19 protein-coding genes are annotated in these 21224 nt (G+C 60.4%); 11 read left to right on the top strand and 8 right to left on the bottom strand.

What is annotated here, in order from left to right:
• The first annotated feature begins 65 nt into the window (after positions 1 to 65).
• The 4 genes from OH720_RS01195 (at position 66) to OH720_RS01180 (ending at position 5071) form a co-directional block, all read left to right on the top strand.
• A complete protein-coding gene (locus OH720_RS01195) occupies positions 66 to 953 on the top strand; it encodes a LysR family transcriptional regulator (protein ID WP_272604258.1) in 888 nt (295 codons plus the stop codon).
• Between the two features lie 92 nt (positions 954 to 1045).
• A complete protein-coding gene (fdhD, locus tag OH720_RS01190; RefSeq protein WP_272604257.1) occupies positions 1046 to 1885 on the top strand; it encodes a formate dehydrogenase accessory sulfurtransferase FdhD in 840 nt (279 codons plus the stop codon).
• Entirely contained in the window at positions 1882 to 4230 is a 2349-nt protein-coding gene (locus tag OH720_RS01185) for an FdhF/YdeP family oxidoreductase (RefSeq protein WP_272604256.1), read from the top strand. Before fdhD ends, OH720_RS01185 begins: the two co-directional genes overlap by 4 nt.
• 355 nt (positions 4231 to 4585) lie before the next feature.
• Positions 4586 to 5071 carry a glycine zipper domain-containing protein gene (locus OH720_RS01180; RefSeq protein ID WP_272604255.1) on the top strand — a complete coding sequence of 162 codons (486 nt, stop codon included), beginning with the start codon at positions 4586 to 4588 and terminating at the stop codon, positions 5069 to 5071.
• Positions 5072 to 5136: 65 nt separating this feature from the next.
• Here the strand turns inward: OH720_RS01180 and OH720_RS01175 are convergent, their stop codons facing one another.
• The 3 genes from OH720_RS01175 to OH720_RS01165 form a co-directional block, all read right to left on the bottom strand.
• Positions 5137 to 5556, bottom strand: coding sequence for an acyl-CoA thioesterase (locus OH720_RS01175; protein ID WP_272604254.1), 420 nt, complete (start codon positions 5554 to 5556; stop codon positions 5137 to 5139).
• 79 nt (positions 5557 to 5635) lie between these two features.
• Entirely contained in the window at positions 5636 to 6862 is a 1227-nt protein-coding gene (locus OH720_RS01170; RefSeq protein ID WP_272604253.1) for a 3-hydroxyacyl-CoA dehydrogenase, read from the bottom strand.
• 122 nt (positions 6863 to 6984) lie between these two features.
• A complete protein-coding gene (locus tag OH720_RS01165) occupies positions 6985 to 8913 on the bottom strand; it encodes a RecQ family ATP-dependent DNA helicase (protein ID WP_272604252.1) in 1929 nt (642 codons plus the stop codon).
• 385 nt (positions 8914 to 9298) lie between these two features.
• Here OH720_RS01165 and OH720_RS01160 point away from each other — a divergent pair, with 385 nt between their 5' ends.
• The 3 genes from OH720_RS01160 to OH720_RS01150 all read left to right on the top strand — a co-directional run bounded on the left by OH720_RS01160 (position 9299) and on the right by OH720_RS01150 (position 10941).
• Entirely contained in the window at positions 9299 to 9592 is a 294-nt protein-coding gene (locus OH720_RS01160; RefSeq protein WP_272604251.1) for a hypothetical protein, read from the top strand.
• A 97-nt stretch (positions 9593 to 9689) separates the two neighbouring features.
• Positions 9690 to 10043: a DUF1493 family protein gene (locus OH720_RS01155; RefSeq protein WP_272604250.1), complete on the top strand. Its 354-nt coding sequence runs from the start codon at positions 9690 to 9692 to the stop codon at positions 10041 to 10043.
• 43 nt (positions 10044 to 10086) lie between these two features.
• Entirely contained in the window at positions 10087 to 10941 is an 855-nt protein-coding gene (locus OH720_RS01150; protein WP_272606388.1) for a DMT family transporter, read from the top strand.
• A 60-nt stretch (positions 10942 to 11001) separates the two neighbouring features.
• Here the strand turns inward: OH720_RS01150 and OH720_RS01145 are convergent, their stop codons facing one another.
• The 3 genes from OH720_RS01145 to OH720_RS01135 form a co-directional block, all read right to left on the bottom strand.
• Positions 11002 to 12543: a phosphoenolpyruvate carboxykinase gene (locus OH720_RS01145; protein ID WP_008057583.1), complete on the bottom strand. Its 1542-nt coding sequence runs from the start codon at positions 12541 to 12543 to the stop codon at positions 11002 to 11004.
• A gap of 179 nt (positions 12544 to 12722) precedes the next feature.
• Complete coding sequence (gene hslO, locus OH720_RS01140; protein WP_272604249.1) at positions 12723 to 13625, bottom strand: Hsp33 family molecular chaperone HslO; 903 nt, start codon at positions 13623 to 13625, stop codon at positions 12723 to 12725.
• Between the two features lie 214 nt (positions 13626 to 13839).
• On the bottom strand, positions 13840 to 14244 hold the full coding sequence (locus OH720_RS01135) for an RNA-binding S4 domain-containing protein (RefSeq protein WP_272604248.1): 405 nt from the start codon (positions 14242 to 14244) through the stop codon (positions 13840 to 13842).
• Positions 14245 to 14460: 216 nt separating this feature from the next.
• On the opposite strand from OH720_RS01135, the gene rimB reads away from it, so the two are divergent.
• Entirely contained in the window at positions 14461 to 14940 is a 480-nt protein-coding gene (rimB, locus tag OH720_RS01130) for a retropepsin-like aspartic endopeptidase RimB (RefSeq protein ID WP_008057587.1), read from the top strand.
• Positions 14937 to 15842, top strand: coding sequence for a 30S ribosomal protein S6--L-glutamate ligase (gene rimK, locus OH720_RS01125; RefSeq protein ID WP_020795792.1), 906 nt, complete (start codon positions 14937 to 14939; stop codon positions 15840 to 15842). The genes rimB and rimK overlap by 4 nt, the downstream gene beginning before the upstream one ends.
• Before the next feature lie 40 nt (positions 15843 to 15882).
• On the opposite strand, the gene OH720_RS01120 is transcribed toward rimK, so the two are convergent.
• Both OH720_RS01120 and ompR read right to left on the bottom strand, forming a co-directional pair.
• On the bottom strand, positions 15883 to 17196 hold the full coding sequence (locus OH720_RS01120) for an ATP-binding protein (protein WP_272604247.1): 1314 nt from the start codon (positions 17194 to 17196) through the stop codon (positions 15883 to 15885).
• Positions 17197 to 17312: 116 nt separating this feature from the next.
• On the bottom strand, positions 17313 to 18053 hold the full coding sequence (gene ompR / locus OH720_RS01115) for an osmolarity response regulator transcription factor OmpR (protein ID WP_008057590.1): 741 nt from the start codon (positions 18051 to 18053) through the stop codon (positions 17313 to 17315).
• A gap of 360 nt (positions 18054 to 18413) precedes the next feature.
• Here ompR and OH720_RS01110 point away from each other — a divergent pair, with 360 nt between their 5' ends.
• Together OH720_RS01110 and OH720_RS01105 are read left to right on the top strand one after the other, a co-directional pair.
• Complete coding sequence (locus OH720_RS01110) at positions 18414 to 20735, top strand: Tex family protein (protein ID WP_272604246.1); 2322 nt, start codon at positions 18414 to 18416, stop codon at positions 20733 to 20735.
• Positions 20735 to 21118, top strand: coding sequence for a PaaI family thioesterase (locus OH720_RS01105; RefSeq protein ID WP_272604245.1), 384 nt, complete (start codon positions 20735 to 20737; stop codon positions 21116 to 21118). The genes OH720_RS01110 and OH720_RS01105 overlap by 1 nt, the downstream gene beginning before the upstream one ends.
• Positions 21119 to 21224 lie beyond the last annotated feature (106 nt).

Below are 21224 nucleotides of genomic sequence, written 5' to 3'. Positions count from 1 at the left end.
AATCCAACCCGACCAATGACGCCGCTTGCGATAGAATCTGTCCCTTCCCGCACCCAGGAGCGAAGATGGACATCAAGCAGCTGAAATTCCTAATCGCTCTGGATGAAACCCGCCATTTCGGCCAGGCCGCCGCACGCTGCCACATTACCCAGCCGACCCTGTCCATGCGCTTGCGCAGCCTCGAAGAAGAGCTCGATCTGCCGCTGGTCAATCGCGGCCAGCGCTTCGAAGGCTTTACGGCACCTGGCGAGAGGGTGCTGGCCTGGGCGCGCACCGTCCTGGCGGCCTATGACGGCTTGTACGCCGAGGCGGCTGCCTGTCGCGGCAACCTGGTCGGCACCTTGCGCCTGGGCGTGGTGCCACTGTCCAGCTTCGATCCCCTGCCGCTGCTGCAACGCCTGCACGCGGAACACCCGAACCTGCGCTTCGAACTTTCGGCGCTGAGTTCCGAGCAGATCCTCGAACAGCTGGCGAACAACCGCCTGGACCTCGGCGTGTCCTACCTCGAACGCCTGGATGCCGAGCGCTTCGATTCCCTGGCCTTCAGTGAGACCCGCATGGGCCTGCTCTACGATCAGCGCTTCTTTACCTTCGGCGAAGCGCCGCTGAGCTGGGAATCGTTGATCGAGTTGCCACTGGGCATGCTCACCAGCGGCATGCACTTTCGCCAGTCCATCGACCACAACTTCCATAGCCGTGGCCTCAACCCGCAGCCTTTGTTGCAAACCGATGCCGTGCATCAACTGTTACAAGCTGTACATGGTGGCTTGTGTTGCGCCGTGATGCCGCTGGACGGAGGCCTGGAAGAACTGACCGATCATTTACGCCTGCAACCGATCGAAAACGCCCAGACCCTCGGTCGGCTGGGGCTGATCATGCGGCGCAGCGCGCCACGTTCGGCCCTGGCGGAAGCTTGTTTCGCGATCTATCAACAATCATTGACCGGCGCTTGATCGACGGTATCTATCGGTAGATCAGTAATAGCGATTAGACGTGACAAGTTGTCACGCCTAGTCTTAAAGCTGATCAAACCCTCGGTGATGCCATGAACACCAAGCGCCCAGCCTGCGCGGCGCCTGCCCTCGAAACGCCTGCGCCCGACGCCAGTCAGATATACAGCTACAGCAACCTTGAGCACTCGGAGTCAGCCAGCACCGCGCTGGCCGAGGAAGTCGCGCTGGCGATTGCCTTTAACGGCATCAGCCAGGCGGTGATGCTGGTGACGCCCACGGACCTGGAAGACTTCATCGTCGGCTTCAGCCTGGGCAGCGGCATTATCCAGGACGCCTCGGACATCTATGACCTGCAACTCAGCGGCTCGGGCTCGGCGCAGTACGCGCAAGTGACCATCGCCAATCGCGCGTTCTGGAATCTCAAGCAACAGCGTCGGCAACTGGCCGGTACCAGCGGTTGCGGGCTTTGCGGCGTGGAAGCGGTCGAGCAGGCATTGCCCGAGCTCAAGGTATTGCCCGGCGCGCCCCTGCCACCGGCCGAATGGCTCGAGGGCCTGCGTCAGCGCATCGGTGCGTTCCAGCCGCTTGGCCAGCACAGCGGGGCGGTGCACGCGGCCGTGTTCATGAACGACCAAGGCCAACTGTTGCTGGGGCGCGAAGATATCGGTCGGCACAACGCCCTCGACAAATTGATCGGTGGCTTGATCCGCCAAAACATTCCGACGACTGGCGGGCTGGCGATTGTCACCAGTCGATGCAGCCTCGAATTGATCCAGAAAGTCCTGCGCGCCGGCATCCAGACCCTGGTCAGCCTGTCGTCGCCTACCGGGCTCGCCGTGCAATGGGCCCGTCGCCACAACCTCAATCTCATTCATCTGCCACAAAAGAATGCGCCGCGGGTCTACAGCCCAGCGTTGGAGAACCAAGCGTGAGTCAACACCGTCAAGCCGACCAGAAACCCGTCCCTCGCTACAAGCCTTACAAAGGCGCGGCCGGAGGCTGGGGCGCACTGATCAGCGTCGCCCAAGCCTGGTTGACCAGCGACAACGCGCTGAAAAACCTGCGCATGATGCTCAAGACCAACAAGAACGGCGGCTTCGACTGCCCCGGCTGCGCCTGGGGCGATTCCAAGGAAGGCGGCATGGTGATGTTCTGCGAGAACGGCGCCAAGGCGGTGAACTGGGAGGCGACCAAACGTCGCGTCGACGCCAAGTTTTTCGCCAAGCACAGCGTCACTTCGCTGCTGGAGCAAAGCGACTACTGGCTTGAGTATCAAGGCCGGCTGACCGAGCCGATGAGCTATGACGCCGAGACCGATCGCTACAAGCCGATCAGCTGGGACGCCGCCTTTGCGCTGATCGCCAAACACCTGAACGGCTTGTCGAGCCCGAATCAGGCCGAGTTCTACACCTCGGGCCGGGCCAGTAACGAAGCGGCTTTCTTGTATCAGCTGTTCGTGCGCGCCTACGGCACCAACAACTTCCCCGACTGTTCGAACATGTGCCACGAAGCCAGCGGCGTGGCATTGGCACAGAGTGTCGGCGTCGGCAAAGGCACCGTGACCTTCGACGACTTCGAACACGCCGATGCAATTTTTGTCTGGGGCCAGAACCCCGGCACCAACCATCCACGGATGCTCGAACCGTTGCGTGAAGCGGTGAAACGCGGCGCCCAAGTGGTGTGCATCAACCCGCTGAAAGAGCGCGGCCTGGAGCGCTTCCAGCACCCGCAACACGCGATCGAAATGCTCACCAACGGCGACAAACCGACCAACACCGCGTACTTCCGTCCGGCACTGGGTGGCGACATGGCGATCATGCGTGGCATGGCGAAGTTCCTGCTGCAATGGGAGCGCGACGCCCAGAAAGCCGGCGAGCCTGCGGTGTTCGATCACGCCTTCCTCAATGAACACAGCGTCAATGTCCTGGACTACCTGGCCGCCATCGACGAAACCCCATGGCAACAGATTGTCGAGCAGTCCGGCCTGTCTCTGGTGGAAATCGAGCGAGCGGCGCGCATGTACGCCAAGGGCAAGAACGTCATCATGTGCTGGGCCATGGGCATCACCCAGCATCGCCATTCGGTAGCGACCATCCAGGAAATCGCCAACCTGATGTTGCTACGCGGCAACATCGGTCGGCCAGGCGCCGGCCTGTGCCCGGTGCGTGGCCACAGCAACGTGCAGGGTGACCGGACCATGGGCATCAACGAACGGCCACCCGTGGCATTCCTCGATGCCCTCGAACGTCGCTTCCAGTTCAAGGTACCGCGCGAAAACGGCCACAACGTGGTCGAGGCGATTCACGCCATGGCCGAAGGTCGGGCCAAGGTTTTCATCGGCCTGGGCGGCAACTTCGCCCAAGCCACCCCGGACAGCCCGCGCACCTTCCAAGCCCTGCGCAACTGCGACCTGACCGTACAGATCAGCACCAAGCTCAACCGCAGCCACCTGACCCACGGTAAAGATGCCCTCATCCTGCCGTGCCTGGGCCGCACCGACATCGACATCCAGACCGAAGGCGCGCAAGCGGTGACCGTCGAAGACTCGTTCAGCATGGTCCACGCCTCCAACGGCCAGTTACAGCCGCAGTCGAACCAGATGCGCTCGGAACCGGCGATCCTGGCCGGTATCGCCGCGGCGACCCTGGGCAGCCATCCGGTGGACTGGAACTGGCTGGTGGGCGACTATGACCGCATCCGCGACCTGATTGCCGACACCATTCCAGGCTTCAAGGACTTCAACCAGAGGGTCAAGCACCCAGGCGGCTTCTATCTGGGCAACAGCGCCGGTGCACGCAAGTGGAACACCGCCTCCGGTCGCGCCAACTTCCGTGCTAACGCGCTGCCCAAGGACCTGGTGCACGAACGCACTCGCGCAACCGGTGTGTTGCCCGACCTGATCATGCAATCGATGCGCTCCCACGATCAGTACAACACCACGATCTATGGCCTTGATGACCGTTATCGCGGAGTGAAGGGGCAGCGTGACGTGCTGTTCGTCAACGAAGCCGACATCATTCGCCTGGGCTTCAAGCCGGGACAGAAGGCTGACATCGTGTCGATCTGGGATGACGGACTTGTGCGTCGGGTGAAAGGCTTCACATTGCTGGCGTTTGATATTCCGGCGGGACAAGCCGCAGCGTACTATCCGGAAGTGAACCCGCTGGTGCCGCTGGAAAGCACCGGGGATGGCAGCCATACGCCAACGTCGAAGTTCGTGGCGATCCGGTTGGAAGCGGCGAGTGAGTCTGGGTTGATCTTGGCCAAATCGGCTTGACGCGACATCTGGTCCGACCTCTTCGCGGGCAAGCCTCGCTCCTACAGTGTCATGTCGTTCACGAAAAATGCGCACGGCATAAACCGTAGGAGCGAGGCTTGCCCGCGAAGGGGTATGACCTTGCAGCACCTGTCCCGGCCATGATCAACCACCTTTCAAACGCCCACAAAAAAGGCCGTTTTCTCATGAAAACGGCCTATCCGAAGTAGTAAAAGACCGGCGAAAAACCATTAAGTTCCGCCCAAAAAACAGCAACTTATAGAAATGTGCTTAAGTCGTGTTATTCGTCGGATTTCGATTGTCACGTCCATGGCACAGCCTCAGGATCGCGTCGTCATCCCCTTGAGGTTCCTCCATGAAGTTCTCCTCGATTCTCTTGTTGTCCCTTGGCCTGGTCAGTGGCATGGCCTCCGCTGGCGGCACCACCGAAGCAGGTGTGGGCGGCGCATTGGGCGGGGTTCTGGGCTCGGTCGTCGGCCAATCGCTTGGCGGCAGTACAGGTTCCACCATCGGCGCGGCCCTGGGCGGCGCGGGTGGTAGCGCAGTCGGCGCAGACAAACGCAGCCGTGGCGAAGCAGCCATTGGTGGCGCGTTGGGCGCAGCAGGCGGTAACGTGGTCGGCCGCAGCATGGGCGGCACCACTGGCAGCCTGATCGGCTCCGCGGCAGGCGGCGGTGCCGGTGGCGCGCTGGGTAACTACATGGGCAACAAAGCTGATGACGACGACGATGATGATCATCGCCGCTCCTATCGTGACAACGACCGTCGTTACTACCGTGACGGCCACCCGGGTCGCGGTCATGCCTATGGCCATCGCAAGCATCGCCATCATCGTCACTGAGACCGGCAAGGTTTAAGTGGCAGATAAAAATCGCAGCCCGAGGGCTGCGATTTTTTTTGCCTGCTTCAAACCAGCAGTCGCTCCATCGCACTGCGCAAACCGGCCGGAATCGCCACTGGCTGATTCGACGCCCGGTCGACAAACACATGCACAAAGCGCCCGGCTGCACAGGCCTCATCTTCCCCGACCTTGAACACCGCCAGCTCATACTGCACCGAGCTGTTGCCAAGCTTACCCACTCGCAGGCCGATCTCGATCCGGTCCGGGAACGCGATGGAAGCAAAGTAATCGCAGGCCGAACTCACCACGAAACCCACCACCTCGCCATCGTGGATATCCAGGCCGCCCACTTCGATCAGGTAGGTGTTCACCGCCGTGTCGAAGAAGCTGTAATAGGTGACGTTGTTGACGTGACCGTAGGCATCGTTGTCGTGCCAGCGTGTGGTGATGGGTTGGAAGTGCGGGAATTCGGAGCGTTGGGGCATCTGTGTTGGTTCCTGAGTTGGCTCGCCATCCGAGGCGACACCGAGTTATCGTTTCTTCGCGGGCAAGTCGCCATATCAATCAGCGGTCAGCAAACCCTTTGCCCACCGCCGCCAAATCCCCAATCAACCGTGCCGGGCTCCAGTGATCACCCTGGCGGGTCTCCAGCGCCAGCAGGCGTTGATGAATATCCGCCAACCCCTGCTGATCCGCCCAGGCCATCGGACCGCCCTTGTCCGCCGGGAACCCGTATCCGTTGAGGTACACCAGATCGATGTCGTGGGCCGATACGGCGATCCCTTCCTGAAGAATCTTCGCGCCCTCGTTGACCAATGCCAGCAGGCAGCGCTCCAGAATTTCCTCCGCAGTTATCTCTCGGCGATGAAAGCCCAGCCCTTCGCTGACTTCCAGCACCAGCGCATCCACCTGCGGATCGTGTTCAGCCTGACGACTGCCCGGTTCATAGTGGTAGTAGCCGTTGCCGCTCTTCTGACCGAAACGGCCCTGTTCACACAGACGGTTATCCACCTGCACCTCTGGTGCATCCTGCCCCACCCCGGACAGTTGCCGTGCGCGCCATTGCAGATCGACGCCAACCACGTCGAACATACGGAATGGCCCCATGGCAAAACCGAAGCCTTGCAGCGCCGCATCGACCTGGTAAGGGTAAGCGCCCTCCAGCAGCATTTTTCGGGCTTCCAGCACGTAGGTATTGAGCATGCGATTGCCGATGAAGCCGTCGCAATTGCCCGACACCACGCTGACCTTTCCCATACGCTTGCCCAGCGCCAATGCCGCATCGATGACCGCTGGTGCGGTCTTGGCACCCCGGACGATTTCCAGCAGTTTCATGATGTGCGCCGGGCTGAAGAAGTGCAGGCCCAAGACCTGATGTGGGCGGCCAGTCACGGCGGCGATGGCGTCGATGTCCAGTGCCGAGGTGTTACTGGCCAGAATGGCTTCAGGTTTGAGCAAGCCGTCCAGTTCGCGGAAAATAGCCTGCTTGAGTTCGAGGTTTTCGTAGACGGCTTCGATAACCAGATCGACATTGGCAATAGCCGCATAATCGGCGGCCGCCGTGACCCGCGCGATGCGGGCATCGGCCTCGACCTGATCGATGCGTTCCTGCCGAACACTGTGGGCATAGGTGTCCGCTACGGTGACCAGTGCCTGTTCAAGCATCTGCGGATTGTTATCGACCCATTGCACCGCCACCCCGGCGTTGGCCAGGCACATGACGATGCCTCGACCCATTGTGCCCGCGCCGATGACGGCTGCGCGCTGAATATTGAACGGTGTCTGGCTCATACTTTGTTCTCTTGTTGGCGATCCAAAGACAGCCCTCACCATAGTCAGCCGCCACGCCTTTTTGAAATTTATTCCTGTGATGAGCAACATTCAGCGGATGGATGCGCTCCGCCAGACTCCGATTAGAGGTGTGCCTGGGCCCACCCTCGCACCTCGGCATACGGATAATCCTCCAAGACCGCAAACCCCGAAATAGTCCGCACCTTGAGCTTGGTAAACAGCGGCACACTGATTCCGCACAGAAACCGCGTCACGCGCTCCGCCGACGGCACCTCCCCAGTGTGTTGTTGATGCCTGTGGATAAAACCGCTACACAATGCCTCGAAGTTTTTATCCACAAGCGCAGGTAATGCCGGCGGTGCAGGCAGCCGCGCCACCTGCCCGTGGCAAACCGAGCAATGCCCGCACTGGCGAGGCACATTTTCGTCACCGAAGTACTCGGCCAGGCGATAGCCCAGGCAGCGATCAGTGGCGAACAGATCCAGCATGGCGTGAATCCGCGCAACCTCGGTCTGTTCATGCCGAGTGAAACCGGTGTGCAGCTCTTCACTCAACGCGGCACTGTCGAAACCGCTTTGCAGCAGGCTGTAGACCTCGGTCATCTGCTTGCTTTCCAGCTCGACCCAGCCCTTTTCCTGGAAATAATCCAGCGCCTTGACCACCCGACTGCGCTCGGCCCGGTGCTGCTCATAGAGCGCATCGAAATTCACCGTGGCCCAGGTACGTGCACGGCTGGACGTCTGGATGATCGCCGCGACGAAATCCCTGCGCTCGCCCTCGAAGCGGGCCAGCAATGCCTCTGGCTCCTGCAGGTATTTGAACCGGTATTCGGCGTAATAGGCATAACGCGGAGCGATCAAGCCACGAAGCTCCAGTTGAACCAGCAAGGTCTTGAGCGGCAGCTGGCGGATGTTGCTCTGGTCCGCCAGAGGCCCCAGCAGAAACTCCCATTGCCCCTCGGGCGCGGCGGCCTGCATCTCGTCAAGCACATGGCGGATACCGTCCAGTTCAGGTGTGTCGCCGTAGACGAAGTTTTCCAGCACGTTGAGGCTGTCGCGATTGGCCAGCACCAGGCAGTCCGATGGCTGGCCGTCACGCCCGGCACGGCCGATTTCCTGGCTGTAGTTTTCGATGGATTTGGGCAGGTCGAAATGCACCACGTTACGGATGTCGCTCTTGTCGATGCCCATGCCGAAGGCGATGGTGGCGACGATGCAATTGGACTGCCCGCCCATGAAACGCTTCTGGATGCTCTCGCGCTGGTCGTGGGGCAAGCCGGCGTGATAAGCCTCGGCCTGAATGCCATTGCGCTGCAGATGCTCGGCAATGTGCTCGGCGGTTTTCTGCAAGGTGACGTAGACAATGCTCGGCTGGCCGGGTCGCTGACTCATCCACTCCACCAGGCGTCGGCGCTTGTCCTGGCCGCGAACCGGCTCCACCCACAGATTGAGGTTCGGCCGATAGAAACCGGTGGTCACCACGTCGCCAGGTTCGATGGCGAATTTCGCCTGCATGTCGGCGATCACTTTCGGAGTCGCGGTGGCGGTCAGCAATAACGCCTGGGGGATGTTGAACTGGCGCTGATAGTCCGGAAGCTTGAGGTAGTCCGGGCGAAAGTTATGCCCCCATTCCGAAATGCAATGCGCCTCATCCACCACCAGCAGCGAGATGGGCACCTGCTGCAGGAAATTTCGAAAACGCTCGTTCTTCAGACGCTCCACGGAGACCATCAGGATTTTCAGTTCGCCGGACCTGGCGCGGGCCATGACATCGCTGGCGTCGTCACGACCCTGAGCCGAATCGATGCTGCCCGCGGCAATGCCGTGTCGCTCCAGGAACGCCAACTGATCCTGCATCAGCGCCAGCAATGGCGAGACCACCAGCGTCAAATGCGGCAGCAATACCGCCGACAGCTGATAGCAAAGGGACTTGCCGGAACCGGTGGGGAAAATCGCCGCCGCCGAGCGCCCCGCCAGCACCGCGCTGACCACCGCCTCCTGACCGGGCCGAAACTGTGGATAACCGAAAACCTGTTCCAGGGTGTTGTGCATAAGCTGTCACTCCGTTGACTGCTGCGATGAGCAAAGCCTAGCCGGCGATCGCAGCGAGTCGAGAAAAGGTCGGGGGCAAAAACGATACGGGATGATACAGCGTGTTGATGTCGATAAATCCTACAGCTTCTGATGCCCTGCCTACCGAGACTTGCCAAACAACACCTGACAAACCCGTAGGCCTTTTTACCGCGAACCGTTTCGCGCACAAAAATCAACGTCAACGCGTAGTCCGGTCCTCAAAAAGCGATAAATACCCTACAAAACCTGTCCATCACAGCCGTCTTGTCGCACGGTAATACGCGCCTCTATAGTTTCCGGCGCAGCTGAAAAAGTGTCTCTGCCTGCCGGGCGCACTTGCCGATTTCGCACAGGAACCACCTCGATGAACAACGCCGATCCACTGACCGACCGCTATCACCTGCTCCGGTCCAGTAACAGCGAAACCCCGGTACTGGTGATCGACACCGAGGCCGATCCCCTGGAAATCCTCGACGCCGCCCGCCAACGCATCCGCGCCGCCAGCGGCCTGCTGGAAACCTTGTACTGCCTGTGCTTCAAACAGGCCGACACCAGCGACATCCCCAACATCGTCAACGCGCTGTACCTGCTGACCCAGGATGGCAACGACCTGCTCGACATCGCACGGCAACGTCTGCTCAAAACCACCGTTGCCTGAAGTGAACGGGGTTCTGCGGGATGAACGTCGGTTTCAATCCTTCCACTCTAGTCCGACGACCAATAAGATTCGTCCAAGCCCCACCGGACACCCCGCAATGAACCTCGCCCCCGATTTCCCCGACGACTCCACAATGCATCTGCTGATGCAGCTACTACACGAAGAACTCGGCCTCCCCGAACGCAAAACCATCAGCCTCAACACCTCGATCAATTTCGACCTGAACTGCAACGGTGTCGATGCACAACACTTGATCGAAACCCTGGAAGAGCACTTCGCCATTGATTTCGTGGATTACGACAGTTATCGCTATTTTCACCCCGAAGGCTACGATGTATTTCTCAAGCGCAAAGCCAAGGGTCGCGGCGTCAAGGAACCATTGACCATCGGCATGCTCTACCGAGCGATCAAGGCTCAACGCTGGGACACCCGGGAGCTCGAAGGCCTGTAGCGTCCGCGGCGCATAACAATAAGGAAATTGCGTGGACGTATTGATGGGCTTGTTGGCCGCCTTGCTGTGGGGCGGCACGGATTTTCTGGTGGGTTTGAACGCCCGTGCGGTTGGTGTCAAACGTGCCGTGTATTTCGGTCAGGCGCTGGGTTTTACCATCATGAGCCTGCTGCTGATCGCCTTCCCCGTGTTCATTCTCAGGTCCATGGCCGCACCGCTTGATGTCTGGTTGATCGGCGTCGCTGCCGCTGTGCTGACCGTGTCTGGCGCGCTGGCCTTGTCAAAGGCCTTCGCCCAGGGGAAAGCCTCCATCGTGGCGCCGCTGGTGACCTCTTACGGCGTAGTGACCACATTGTTGTCCTGGGCTGGCGGTGAGCAGATCAGCCTGCTCCAGTTGCTGTGCATCGCGCTCTGCGTCATAGGCGTGGTCCTCTCCAGCATTCATTCCGACCCGAAGGTGCCACACACCACGCAGGCGAGCAGTTCCATTGCCTATTCGCTGCTGGCGGCGGTGTTCTACGGCACCAGTTTCTGGTTGCAAGGTCGCTTCGTGTTGCCCGTGCTGGGTCCAGTGACGATGCTCTGGCTCGCGTATCTTGTCGGGCTGATCGTGCTGGTTGGCATCGTGCTCAGGATCGACGACGGCCTGAAATTCCCACCTCTGAAAAATTGCCTGACACTGACCGGTGCCAGCCTGATGAACCTCGGTGGGTTTTCCTCATTCGCCTGGGGTGCGGTGGCGGGATCGGTTTCGGTGGTGACGGTGATCAGTACATTGTCAGGCGGGATTGCGGCGATTCTGGGGTATGTATTTTTCAAGGAGCGCCTAGGCAAGGTGCAGGTGCTGGGGGTTGTGCTGGTGTTGGTCGGGGCGTTAGTCCTGCATCTGAAAACCTGAAATGCCACGCACAAAAAAGCCGCCCCGAAGGGCGGCTTTTCGATTGCATCAAACCAACACTTACAGCTTAGGACCCGCAGCCTTGATCGCGTCGCTCACTTCGAACTTCTTGAAGTTCTCGATGAACAGGCCGGCCAGTGCTTTGGCGGCTTCGTCGTAGGCGGCTTTATCGGCCCAGGTGTTGCGTGGGTTCAGCAGGCCAGTCTCAACGCCCGGTACGGCCAGTGGCACGTCGAGGTTGATGGTGTCCAGGTGCTCGGTTTCGGTACCGATCAGCGCGCCGCTCTGGATCGCTGCGATCACCGCGCGGGTGGTCGGGATGTTGAAGCGTTTGCCGACGCCGTAGCCACCGCCGGTCCAGCCGGTGTTGACCAGGTAGACCTTGGAGCCGAAGCCGCGGATGCGCTTGATCAGCAGCTCTGCGTATTCGCCAGCCGGACGCGGGAAGAACGGTGCGCCGAAGCAGGTGGAGAAGGTCGACTTGATGCCGCTGCCCGAACCCATTTCAGTCGAGCCCACCAGAGCGGTGTAGCCGGACAGGAAGTGGTAAGCCGCTTGCTCTTCGTTGAGGATCGACACTGGCGGCAGTACACCGGTCAGGTCGCAGGTCAGGAAGATTACAGCGTTCGGCTCGCCACCGAGGTTCTTCTCGGAACGCTTGGCAACGTGCTCCAGCGGGTAGGCGGCGCGGCTGTTCTGGGTCAAGCTGACATCGGCGTAGTCGGCGTGCTTGGCATCGTCGATCACGACGTTTTCCAGGACCGCGCCGTGCTTGATGGCTTTCCAGATAACCGGCTCGTTCTTCTCGGACAGGTCGATGCACTTGGCATAGCAACCGCCTTCGATGTTGAACACCACGCCCTCGCCCCAGCCGTGCTCGTCGTCACCGATCAGGTAACGGCTTTCGTCGGCGGACAGGGTGGTCTTGCCAGTGCCGGACAGACCGAAGAACAGGGTCACGTCGCCCTCTTCGCCGATGTTGGCAGCGCAGTGCATTGGCAGTACGTCGGCGGCCGGCAGCAGGAAGTTCTGCACGGAGAACATGGCTTTCTTCATTTCACCGGCGTAACGCATGCCGGCGATCAGCACTTTCTTCTGCGCGAAGTTGATGATCACGCAACCGTCGGAGTTGGTGCCGTCACGCTCTGGATCACATTCGAAGTTGGCAACGTTGAGCACTTGCCACTCTTCACGGCCAGCCGGGTTGTACTGGGCCGGGTTGATGAACAGGCAACGACCGAACAGGTTCTGCCAGGCAGTCTGGGTGGTCATCTTCACGGCCAGGTAGTGCTCGGAAGCCGCACCTACATGCACGTGGGAAACGAAGTGCTCTTGCGCGTTGTTGAACGCCTCGACGCGGTTCCACAGGGCATCGAACTTGTCAGCCGGGAACTTGCGGTTGATCGGGCCCCAGGCGATAGCGCCTGTGGTGGTCGGCTCATCAACGATGAAACGATCGACTGGCGAACGGCCGGTACGGTGACCGGTGCGAACAACCAGTGCGCCGGTATCGGCAAGCTCGCCTTCACCGCGGTTGAGGGCTTCTTTAACCAGATCATCAACACTCAGATCGGTGTACACGGCGTTATTGGCTTGCGTCATGAGGTTCCCCGTCGGCCAGTGGCCGAGTGCTCCAAACGTTTTGTAGTAGAAAGTCGTGCACTACTACCGCGAAAAAAGTGGGCCGGATTATGCCAGAAAAGCCCAAAAAGAGTAGGGCCCTCCCGTCGTAACGGCGCTATTGCGGTACTTTCCAGTGAATTTACCTGCGCTGAACCGTTTTAGTGCCGGGTATCTGACGGCGTCTCGACACCCGCTCCGGCGAACAATTGGGTGACATCGGCGGCGTCGAACAGGTACTGCTGGTTGCAGAACTGGCAATCGATCTCGATGTTACCACCGTGTTCGAGCACGAGATTTTGCGCATCTTCCATACCCAGACTGACCAGCGCATTGGCTGAACGTTCGCGCGAGCAGCTGCAACGGAAGCGCAGTTTCTGTACATCGAACAGACGAACCTGCTCTTCGTGATAGAGACGATGGAGCACGGTTTCGTTGTCCAGGCCAAGCAATTCATCGGCCGTCAGGGTGGTGGCCAGCGCAGTGAGGTGTTGCCAGCTGGCGGCGCGTTCTTCCTCGTCTTTCAGGCGATCGGCGGGCAATTGCTGCAGCAACAGGCCACGGGCGCGGCGGCCGTCGGCGCAGAGCTTGATGCGAGTGCCAATCTGCTGGGACATGACGAAGTAGTTGGTGAAGCAATCGGACAAGGTTTCGCCGGCCAGATCGACGACGCCCTGGTAGCGCTGACCCTGCTTCGGGTCGATGGTCAATGTCAGCGAGCCGTCCGGCATCAGGTCGGCCAGGGTGGCGTCGGGGGCAATCCGGTCAGCCTCGTAACGGGCCAGGCCACGGATGTCGCGCTCGCTGGAGCACTCGATCATCAGCAACGGAATCGGGCCTTCGGAGCGGGCCTGAAGGATCAGCAGGCCATCGAACTTCAAGGTGCCGACCAGCAACGCCGCGGCCGCCATCAGTTCGCCGAGCAGTTGCGCAACCGGCTCCGGATAGGCGTGTTTGGCCAGGACTTCAGCGTAGCTGAGTTCCAGCGAAACCATCTCGCCACGGGTGTCGCTGTCATCGAAGATGAAGCGTTGGGTGAAGTCGTTATCCGGTAAGTCGGTCATAAGTCTGGTATCTGAATGGGTGACAAAAGTGGTTACAGAACGAGGTTACGCCTTGGCTATAGCGTATGGCTGCCGGGTTGTGGCCTGAAGCCCGGTGGCTGTGTGCGCTTTACGACGAACGGCACATGCACGGCAGACTAATTACCTCATATGGCTACGCACCGACGCAATTACAAGTCCTGGCCCGACAGGCGCGATCGGTGGCGCCGGTCAATCATTCGTTGCTGCTGCCACGGAACTTGAACAGATCCCGTCGCTGTTTCTTGCTCGGCTTGCCATCGGTGCTCACGCCCAAGGCACCTGCCTTGCGCTCGGCCGCCGCATTTTCGCGCTTGGCGATGCTGGCTTCGGTTTCGGCATACAGCGTCTGCGCTTCGGGAGCACCACGGCGCACGATCGACAGCGCCTGGACCACCACAGTGCGCTCCTCGAAACCGGTGCGAATCACGAATTCATCGCCAATGTGCGGCTCTTTACCGGGTTTGCAGCGTTCACCCCGGCAGTGCACCTTGCCGCTTTCGATCGCCGCCTTGGCCAACGCACGGGTTTTGTAAAAGCGCGCCGCCCACAACCATTTATCCAGCCGGACTTTGTCATCCTCGTCGTTTTTTTGTGCCATGGGATTTCCTCGTCCTGAAATATTGATGAACTGTACTACCGTTTCTCTCGTACCAAGAATTACGCCGTCTCGGATTACAATGCAGGCATTCCAGAACCTCCCCGCAGGGCTGGAAATCCGGGCCGTAGATATCTGTCGCCTTTTAACCATTATTCTGCGTGAATACCGCGAATTCGGCCGCTTGCGGCCAGAGCGGTTTCTACCGGTTGAGCAACTTTGAAGACATTTGACCATTTGACCGTTGTCGGTCTGCGCGAGTGGGTGGCGCTCCCTGATCTGGGAGTCGCGGGCCTTCGGGCAAAAATCGACACCGGTGCCAGCACCTCCAGCCTGCATGCCACCGACATCGAGACTTTCGACCGTGACGGCGAGCAGTGGGTGCGCTTCACCGCGCACCTGGGCACGGTGGTGCAGCTGCGTCACCGGCGCTGCGAAGCACCGCTGGTGACGCGAAAAACCATCAAGAGCTCTAACGGTCACGCGCAGGTGCGTTACGTGATCAGCACTACCCTGGCCCTCGGCGATCGGGTGTGGCGGGTCGAGTTCACGCTCGCCTGCCGCAAATCCATGCGTTATCGCCTGCTACTCGGTTCCAAAGCCCTGATTGACGGCCAGTTGGTCGTCAATCCGGGCATCAAATATGTACAAGACAAGCCGGTGTTCCCGGTATCTACCTCCTCCACAGGTGTTGCATGAAGATCGCTGTGCTGTCGCGTAACCCGCGTCTGTATTCCACCCGCCGCCTGGTCGAAGCCGGTACCGAACGCGGCCATGAAATGGTGGTGGTCGATACCCTGCGCGCCTACATGAACATTGCCAGTCACAAGCCGCAGATCCACTACCGCGGCAAGCCACTGGAAGGCTTCGACGCGGTGATCCCGCGAATCGGTGCTTCGGTTACTTTTTATGGCTGCGCGGTGTTGCGCCAGTTCGAAATGATGGGGGTTTTTCCGCTCAATGAATCGGTGGCCATTGCTCGCTCGCGGGACAAGCTGCGTTCGCTGCAGTTGCTCTCACGTCGGGGCATCGGTTTGCCGGTCACCGGCTTTGCCCACTCGCCAGACGATATTCCCGACCTGATCGAAATGGTCAACGGTGCACCCCTGGTGATCAAGGTGCTGGAAGGCACCCAGGGTATCGGCGTGGTGCTGTGCGAAACCGCCACGGCGGCGGAGTCGGTGATCGAGGCATTCATGGGCCTCAAGCAGAACATCATGGTCCAGGAGTACATCAAGGAGGCTGGCGGCGCCGACATTCGCTGCTTCGTGGTGGGTGACAAAGTCATTGCAGCCATGAAGCGCCAGGCCAAACCCGGGGAGTTTCGCTCCAACCTGCATCGCGGTGGCAGCGCCAGCCTGATCAAGATCACCCCGGAAGAACGCATGACGGCATTGCGCGCGGCGAAGGTCATGGGGTTGGCCGTGGCAGGGGTGGATATCCTGCGTTCCAATCATGGGCCACTGGTGATGGAGGTGAACTCGTCGCCGGGCCTGGAAGGGATCGAGACCACGACCAGCAAGAACGTGGCGGGGATCATCATCGAGCACCTGGAGAAGAATGGCGGGCCGAATATGACGCGGACCAAAGGAAAGGGTTAACACACCGATCGTTCCCACGCTCTGCGTGGGAACGATCGGGTTAGACGGCATCCCTCGGCAGCATCAATCCCAACGGCAAGCGCACTCGCGCTTCCAGGCCGCCACCAGTACGGTTGCGCAATTCAACATTGCCACCATGCATCGAAGCAATTCGCTTCACGATCGCCAACCCCAACCCCGTGCCCTTGCCGCCCCGGGCGCGGTCGCCTCGGGTGAACGGGTTGAAAATCGCTTCCAGCTCCGATGGATCTATCCCGGCGCCACGGTCCATGACACTCAGGACGACATAAGGCGCACTGGTATCCCCAGACACATACGCCGCCACTTCAACGCCGCTGCCCGCGTGATTCAACGCGTTGCCAATCAGGTTGTTCAACAGCCGCTTCATCGACACCCGACGTAACGGGAAGGGTTGAATCGGTTCAAGACGCAAGCACACCTTTTCTTCGTTCTGGTTGTACGGCGCGGCGACTTCACGGACGAGATCGCTCAGGTCCACCTCCTCCACCGACTCGTCACGCCCATCGCGAATGAACGCCAGGAACTGATCGAGAATGGCGTCCATGTCCTCGATATCGCGCACCATGGCGTCCGTCAGGTCGTTATGGTCGCCCATCAGCTCCAGCGACAGGCGCAACCGGGTCAACGGCGTGCGCAGGTCATGAGAAACCCCGGCCAGCATCAGTTCGCGTTCGCGGCCGGCCTGTTCGACGTCTTCGGCCATCTGGTTGAAGGCGCGATAAACCTCGGTCATTTCACTCGGTGTATCACTGATCGGCAAGCGCACGCTGCGCCCCTGGCCGAGTTGCCGCGCGGCATACACCAGGCGCTTGAGGGGTTGGTTGAGCTGGCTGACGAAGATCCACGCCGAGGCGGTGGACAGCAGGCCGATGGCTAGAAACCAGCCGAGCACATTCCAGATTTTCTGGCCACGCAACGGGTGCGGATACAGTGGCACTTTCAGCCAGCCATCGCCCAGGCTGGGTGCCCTGACCCACAGCGCCGGTGGCGAGTGCATGCGCAAGCGCACCTCGGTATCGGCCCCCAGTTCGGCTTGCATTTGCCGCTGATAGATCTCGCTGTAGGGCCAGTGTTGTTCGCCCTCAGGCACACCGGCGCCCACCACCCGGATCAGGGTTGCGGCTTCGGCGATCTTTTCGCGATTGTTTTCATCGGCCGCCCAGTAGGCGCGCAGCGTCAGGGCGACGCCATGGCTGTATTGGCGATCCACCAGCACGTCTTCGTTCATCAGCAGATAAACCAGGGTCAGCGCCTTGGAAAACAGGACAACGATCAGCACCAGCCAAAGGGTGCGGGAGAAGAAACTCTGGGGGAACCAAACCGGGGTTTTCATGGGTAACCGTTAAACACGTGCAGGAGCGAGCGATGCTCGCACATTGCCGGCCGCGAGTCTGCGGGCAAGGCCATCCGGCCCGTTACCCGCACAAACCCGCGCCTACAAATCGCCGATCACTTGGTGGCGGCGCCATCCGGAACAAATACGTAGCCCACACCCCAGACAGTCTGGATGTAACGCGGCTTGGACGGATCAGGTTCGATCATCCGGCGCAGACGGGAAATCTGCACGTCGATGGAGCGCTCCAGGGCATCCCACTCACGACCACGGGCCAGGTTCATCAATTTGTCCCTGGTCAATGGCTGACGGGCGTTCATCACCAACGCCTTGAGCACCGCGAATTCGCCTGTGGTGAGCATGTGCACTTCTTCACCACGCTTGAGTTCGCGGGTGGCCAGCGACAGCTCGTAGTCACCGAAGGTCACGCTTTCGTCTTCGCTGCCTGGTGCGCCAGGCACTGGAGCCGACTGACGACGCAGCACGGCTTTTACGCGGGCCATCAGCTCGTCCGGGTTGAACGGCTTGGCCAGGTAGTCGTCGGCGCCCAGTTCGAGGCCCTTGATCCGGCTCAGCTCATCGCCCTTGGCGGTCAGCATGATGATTGGAATCTGGTTGTTTGCGCCACGCAGGCGGCGACAGGCGGTCAGGCCGTCTTCGCCAGGCAGCATCAGGTCGAGAACGACCAGGTTGAACACTTCACGCGCCAGCAGGCGGTCCATTTGTTCGGTGTTCGGTACGGCGCGGGCACGGTAGCCCTTGCTGACGAAAAAACGCTCCAGCAGGCTGCTTAGCCCAGGATCGTCGTCAACAATAAGAATTTTTTCGCCTTCAGCATTGTTTGCAGTGCTGCTCATTGGATGCTCCTTTGATCTCGGCACGCATTATGGCGTAGCTGCCGTTATACGTACCGTGTGCATTGTTAGCAGATTTTTCCTTCACCGCCAGGAATCCGGGGATTATGCCTACAACCTGCGATGCCCCCGAAGGGCGCAACGCTGGTTATAATGCGCGGCCTTTTGTGTCAGGCAACGTCTGATCGTTACGCTGGTTGGCCGCTTTTTATTTTCATGGCGCCGGCAGTAATTGTTCGATTTCACGGGTCAACGGGATACCTTTGATCCAGGTAGCGGCGCAGGCCAGGCCGCTCAACCAGACTCGCCAAGGCCTTATCGTTGCGCCTGCGAGCCTGCTTTCACAATTTGTCAGGTGGTTTTATGGACAGCATCAACAGCCGCATCGCCGAGGAACTCGGTGTACGCCCACAACAGGTCGAAGCGGCCGTCGCGCTACTCGATGAAGGTTCTACCGTTCCCTTCATCGCCCGTTACCGGAAAGAAGTGACCGGCAGCCTCGATGACACCCAACTGCGTCACCTGGAAGAGCGTCTGCGCTACCTGCGAGAACTCGACGAACGGCGCATCAGCATCCTTGCCAGCATTACGGAGCAAGGCAAGCTGACCCCTGCGCTTGAACGCGACATCAAGCTCGCCGACACCAAGACCCGCCTCGAAGACTTGTACCTGCCGTACAAGCAGAAGCGCCGCACCAAGGGCCAGATCGCCCTGGAAGCCGGCCTCGGCGAGTTGGCTGACGGTCTGTTCAACGACCCGACCCTGAGCCCGGAAACCGAAGCCGCCCGCTTCATCGACGCCGAAAAAGGCGTGGCCGATGTGAAGGCCGCCCTCGAAGGCGCCAAGTACATTCTCATGGAGCGCTTCGCCGAAGACGCCGGCCTCCTGGACAAGCTGCGCAATTACCTGAAGCAGGAAGCCACCCTCAGTGCCCGCGTGATTGCCGGCAAGGAAGAGGAAGGCGCCAAGTTCCGCGACTACTTCGAGCACGACGAACCACTCAAAAGCATGCCGTCGCACCGGGCGCTGGCGATTTTCCGTGGCCGCAACGAAGGCATTCTCAGCTCCGCGCTGAAAGTTGGCGATGAACTGCCGGGCACCATGCACCCGTGCGAGGGCATGATCGGCCAGCAGTTCGGCATCCAGAACCAGAACCGCGCCGCCGATAAATGGCTGGGCGAAGTGGTGCGCTGGACCTGGAAGGTCAAACTCTACACCCACCTGGAAACCGACCTGCTGGGCGAGCTGCGCGACGGCGCGGAAACCGAGGCGATCAACGTGTTCGCCCACAACCTGCACGACCTGCTGCTGTCGGCCCCGGCCGGCCCACGCGCGACCCTGGGCCTCGACCCGGGCCTGCGCACCGGTTGCAAAGTCGCGGTGGTCGATTCCACCGGCAAGCTGCTCGATCACGCCACCGTTTACCCGCACGTACCGCACAACAAGTGGGACCAGACCATCGCGATTCTCGCGGCCCTGTGCGCCAAGCATTCGGTAGACCTGATCGCCATCGGCAACGGCACCGCCAGCCGCGAAACCGACAAGCTGGCCGCCGAGCTGATCAAAAAATACCCAGCCATGAAGATGACCAAGGTCATGGTTTCCGAAGCCGGTGCATCGGTTTATTCGGCATCGGAACTGGCCTCGAAGGAATTCCCGGACCTGGATGTGTCGATCCGTGGCGCAGTATCGATTGCCCGTCGCCTGCAGGACCCGTTGGCCGAACTGGTGAAGATCGATCCGAAATCCATCGGTGTCGGCCAGTACCAGCACGACGTGTCGCAGCTGAAACTGGCGCGCGGCCTGGACGCTGTCGTCGAAGACTGCGTGAACGCCGTGGGCGTCGACGTCAACACCGCCTCAGTAGCGCTGCTGGCGCGGATCTCCGGCCTCAACGCCACCCTGGCGCAGAATATCGTCAGCCACCGCGACGAACACGGTGCGTTCAAGACTCGCGCTGCGCTGAAGAAAGTCGCACGACTTGGCGAAAAAACCTTCGAACAGGCCGCCGGTTTCCTGCGCGTCATGAACGGCGAAAACCCGCTGGATTCGTCGGCGGTGCACCCGGAAGCCTATCCGCTGGTACAGCGAATTGCCGCCGAGACCGACCGTGACATCCGCTCGCTGATCGGCGATGCCGCGTTCCTCAAGCGCCTGGACCCGAAAAAGTACACCGACGAGACTTTCGGTCTGCCGACCGTCACCGACATTCTGCAAGAACTGGAAAAACCCGGCCGCGACCCGCGTCCAGAGTTCAAGACCGCCGAGTTCCAGGAAGGCGTCGAAGACCTCAAGGACCTGCAGCTGGGCATGATCCTCGAAGGCGTGGTGACCAACGTGACCAACTTTGGTGCATTCGTCGATATCGGCGTGCATCAGGACGGTTTGGTGCACATCTCCGCACTTTCGGAGAAGTTCATCAAGGATCCTCGCGAAGCGGTGAAGGCCGGCGACGTGGTGAAAGTGAAGGTCATGGAAGTCGACATCCCGCGAAAACGCGTGGGCCTGTCGATGCGCATGAGCGACACCCCTGGCGAGAAAATCGACGGCGCCCGTGGTGCGCGTCCGGGTTCGGCGCCACGCCAATCCCAGAACACCGCTCCGCGCAAGGAAACCACGGCCGCGCCGAGCAACAACGCCATGGCGTCGCTGTTCGCCAACGCCAAACAGCTGAAGAAGCGTTGATGGACATTCCTGCCGGGTACACCGAAAGCGCATTTTTCAAGCTGCTGGGCTGCCGTTTGCACAGCCTGGAAACCGGGGTGGCGCAAGTCGCCCTGGCGCTTGAGCCGCAACTGCGCAATCGCGCCAACAAGCTGCACGGCGGGGCCTTGTTCAGCCTGGTGGACATTGCCATGGGGCTGGCCTGTTCCAGCACCCACGGCTTTGACCAGCAGAGCGCGACCATCGAGTGCAAGATCAACTACATCCGCGCCGTCGAAGGCGGCGAGGTAATGTGCACGGCGCGGGTGATCCACCCGGGCCGCCGCACGCTGGTGGTCGAGGCCGACGTGATGCAAGGCGACAAACTGGTCGCAAAAGCACAAGGCACGTTCGCTGTCCTGTAGCTAGCCGTCATCGATTTGAGGTAATTTCGGCGCTGTGACCGCAGCGCCGCGATCCCCTGTGGCGATCAGTCCGAAAACCAGGCGAAAACGCCAGTTTTAACTTCAC

This window comes from Pseudomonas sp. WJP1 (genome assembly GCF_028471945.1).
GTDB lineage: Bacteria > Pseudomonadota > Gammaproteobacteria > Pseudomonadales > Pseudomonadaceae > Aquipseudomonas.
This window is presented reverse-complemented; position numbering and strand designations above follow the sequence as displayed.

Bases quoted from the DNA above. Each gene is read 5' to 3' on its own strand.
- rimK (WP_020795792.1), top strand. From the start codon at position 14,937: ATGAAGATCGCTGTGCTGTCGCGTAACCCGCGTCTGTATTCCACCCGC.
- OH720_RS01120 (WP_272604247.1), bottom strand. From the start codon at position 17,196: ATGAAAACCCCGGTTTGGTTCCCCCAGAGTTTCTTCTCCCGCACCCTT.
- OH720_RS01135 (WP_272604248.1), bottom strand. From the start codon at position 14,244: ATGGCACAAAAAAACGACGAGGATGACAAAGTCCGGCTGGATAAATGG.
- OH720_RS01160 (WP_272604251.1), top strand. From the start codon at position 9,299: ATGAACAACGCCGATCCACTGACCGACCGCTATCACCTGCTCCGGTCC.
- OH720_RS01170 (WP_272604253.1), bottom strand. From the start codon at position 6,862: ATGAGCCAGACACCGTTCAATATTCAGCGCGCAGCCGTCATCGGCGCG.
- OH720_RS01195 (WP_272604258.1), top strand. From the start codon at position 66: ATGGACATCAAGCAGCTGAAATTCCTAATCGCTCTGGATGAAACCCGC.
- OH720_RS01155 (WP_272604250.1), top strand. From the start codon at position 9,690: ATGAACCTCGCCCCCGATTTCCCCGACGACTCCACAATGCATCTGCTG.
- ompR (WP_008057590.1), bottom strand. From the start codon at position 18,053: ATGAGCAGCACTGCAAACAATGCTGAAGGCGAAAAAATTCTTATTGTT.
- OH720_RS01145 (WP_008057583.1), bottom strand. From the start codon at position 12,543: ATGACGCAAGCCAATAACGCCGTGTACACCGATCTGAGTGTTGATGAT.
- OH720_RS01180 (WP_272604255.1), top strand. From the start codon at position 4,586: ATGAAGTTCTCCTCGATTCTCTTGTTGTCCCTTGGCCTGGTCAGTGGC.
- OH720_RS01150 (WP_272606388.1), top strand. From the start codon at position 10,087: ATGGGCTTGTTGGCCGCCTTGCTGTGGGGCGGCACGGATTTTCTGGTG.
- OH720_RS01175 (WP_272604254.1), bottom strand. From the start codon at position 5,556: ATGCCCCAACGCTCCGAATTCCCGCACTTCCAACCCATCACCACACGC.
- OH720_RS01105 (WP_272604245.1), top strand. From the start codon at position 20,735: ATGGACATTCCTGCCGGGTACACCGAAAGCGCATTTTTCAAGCTGCTG.
- fdhD (WP_272604257.1), top strand. From the start codon at position 1,046: ATGAACACCAAGCGCCCAGCCTGCGCGGCGCCTGCCCTCGAAACGCCT.
- OH720_RS01165 (WP_272604252.1), bottom strand. From the start codon at position 8,913: ATGCACAACACCCTGGAACAGGTTTTCGGTTATCCACAGTTTCGGCCC.
- OH720_RS01110 (WP_272604246.1), top strand. From the start codon at position 18,414: ATGGACAGCATCAACAGCCGCATCGCCGAGGAACTCGGTGTACGCCCA.
- hslO (WP_272604249.1), bottom strand. From the start codon at position 13,625: ATGACCGACTTACCGGATAACGACTTCACCCAACGCTTCATCTTCGAT.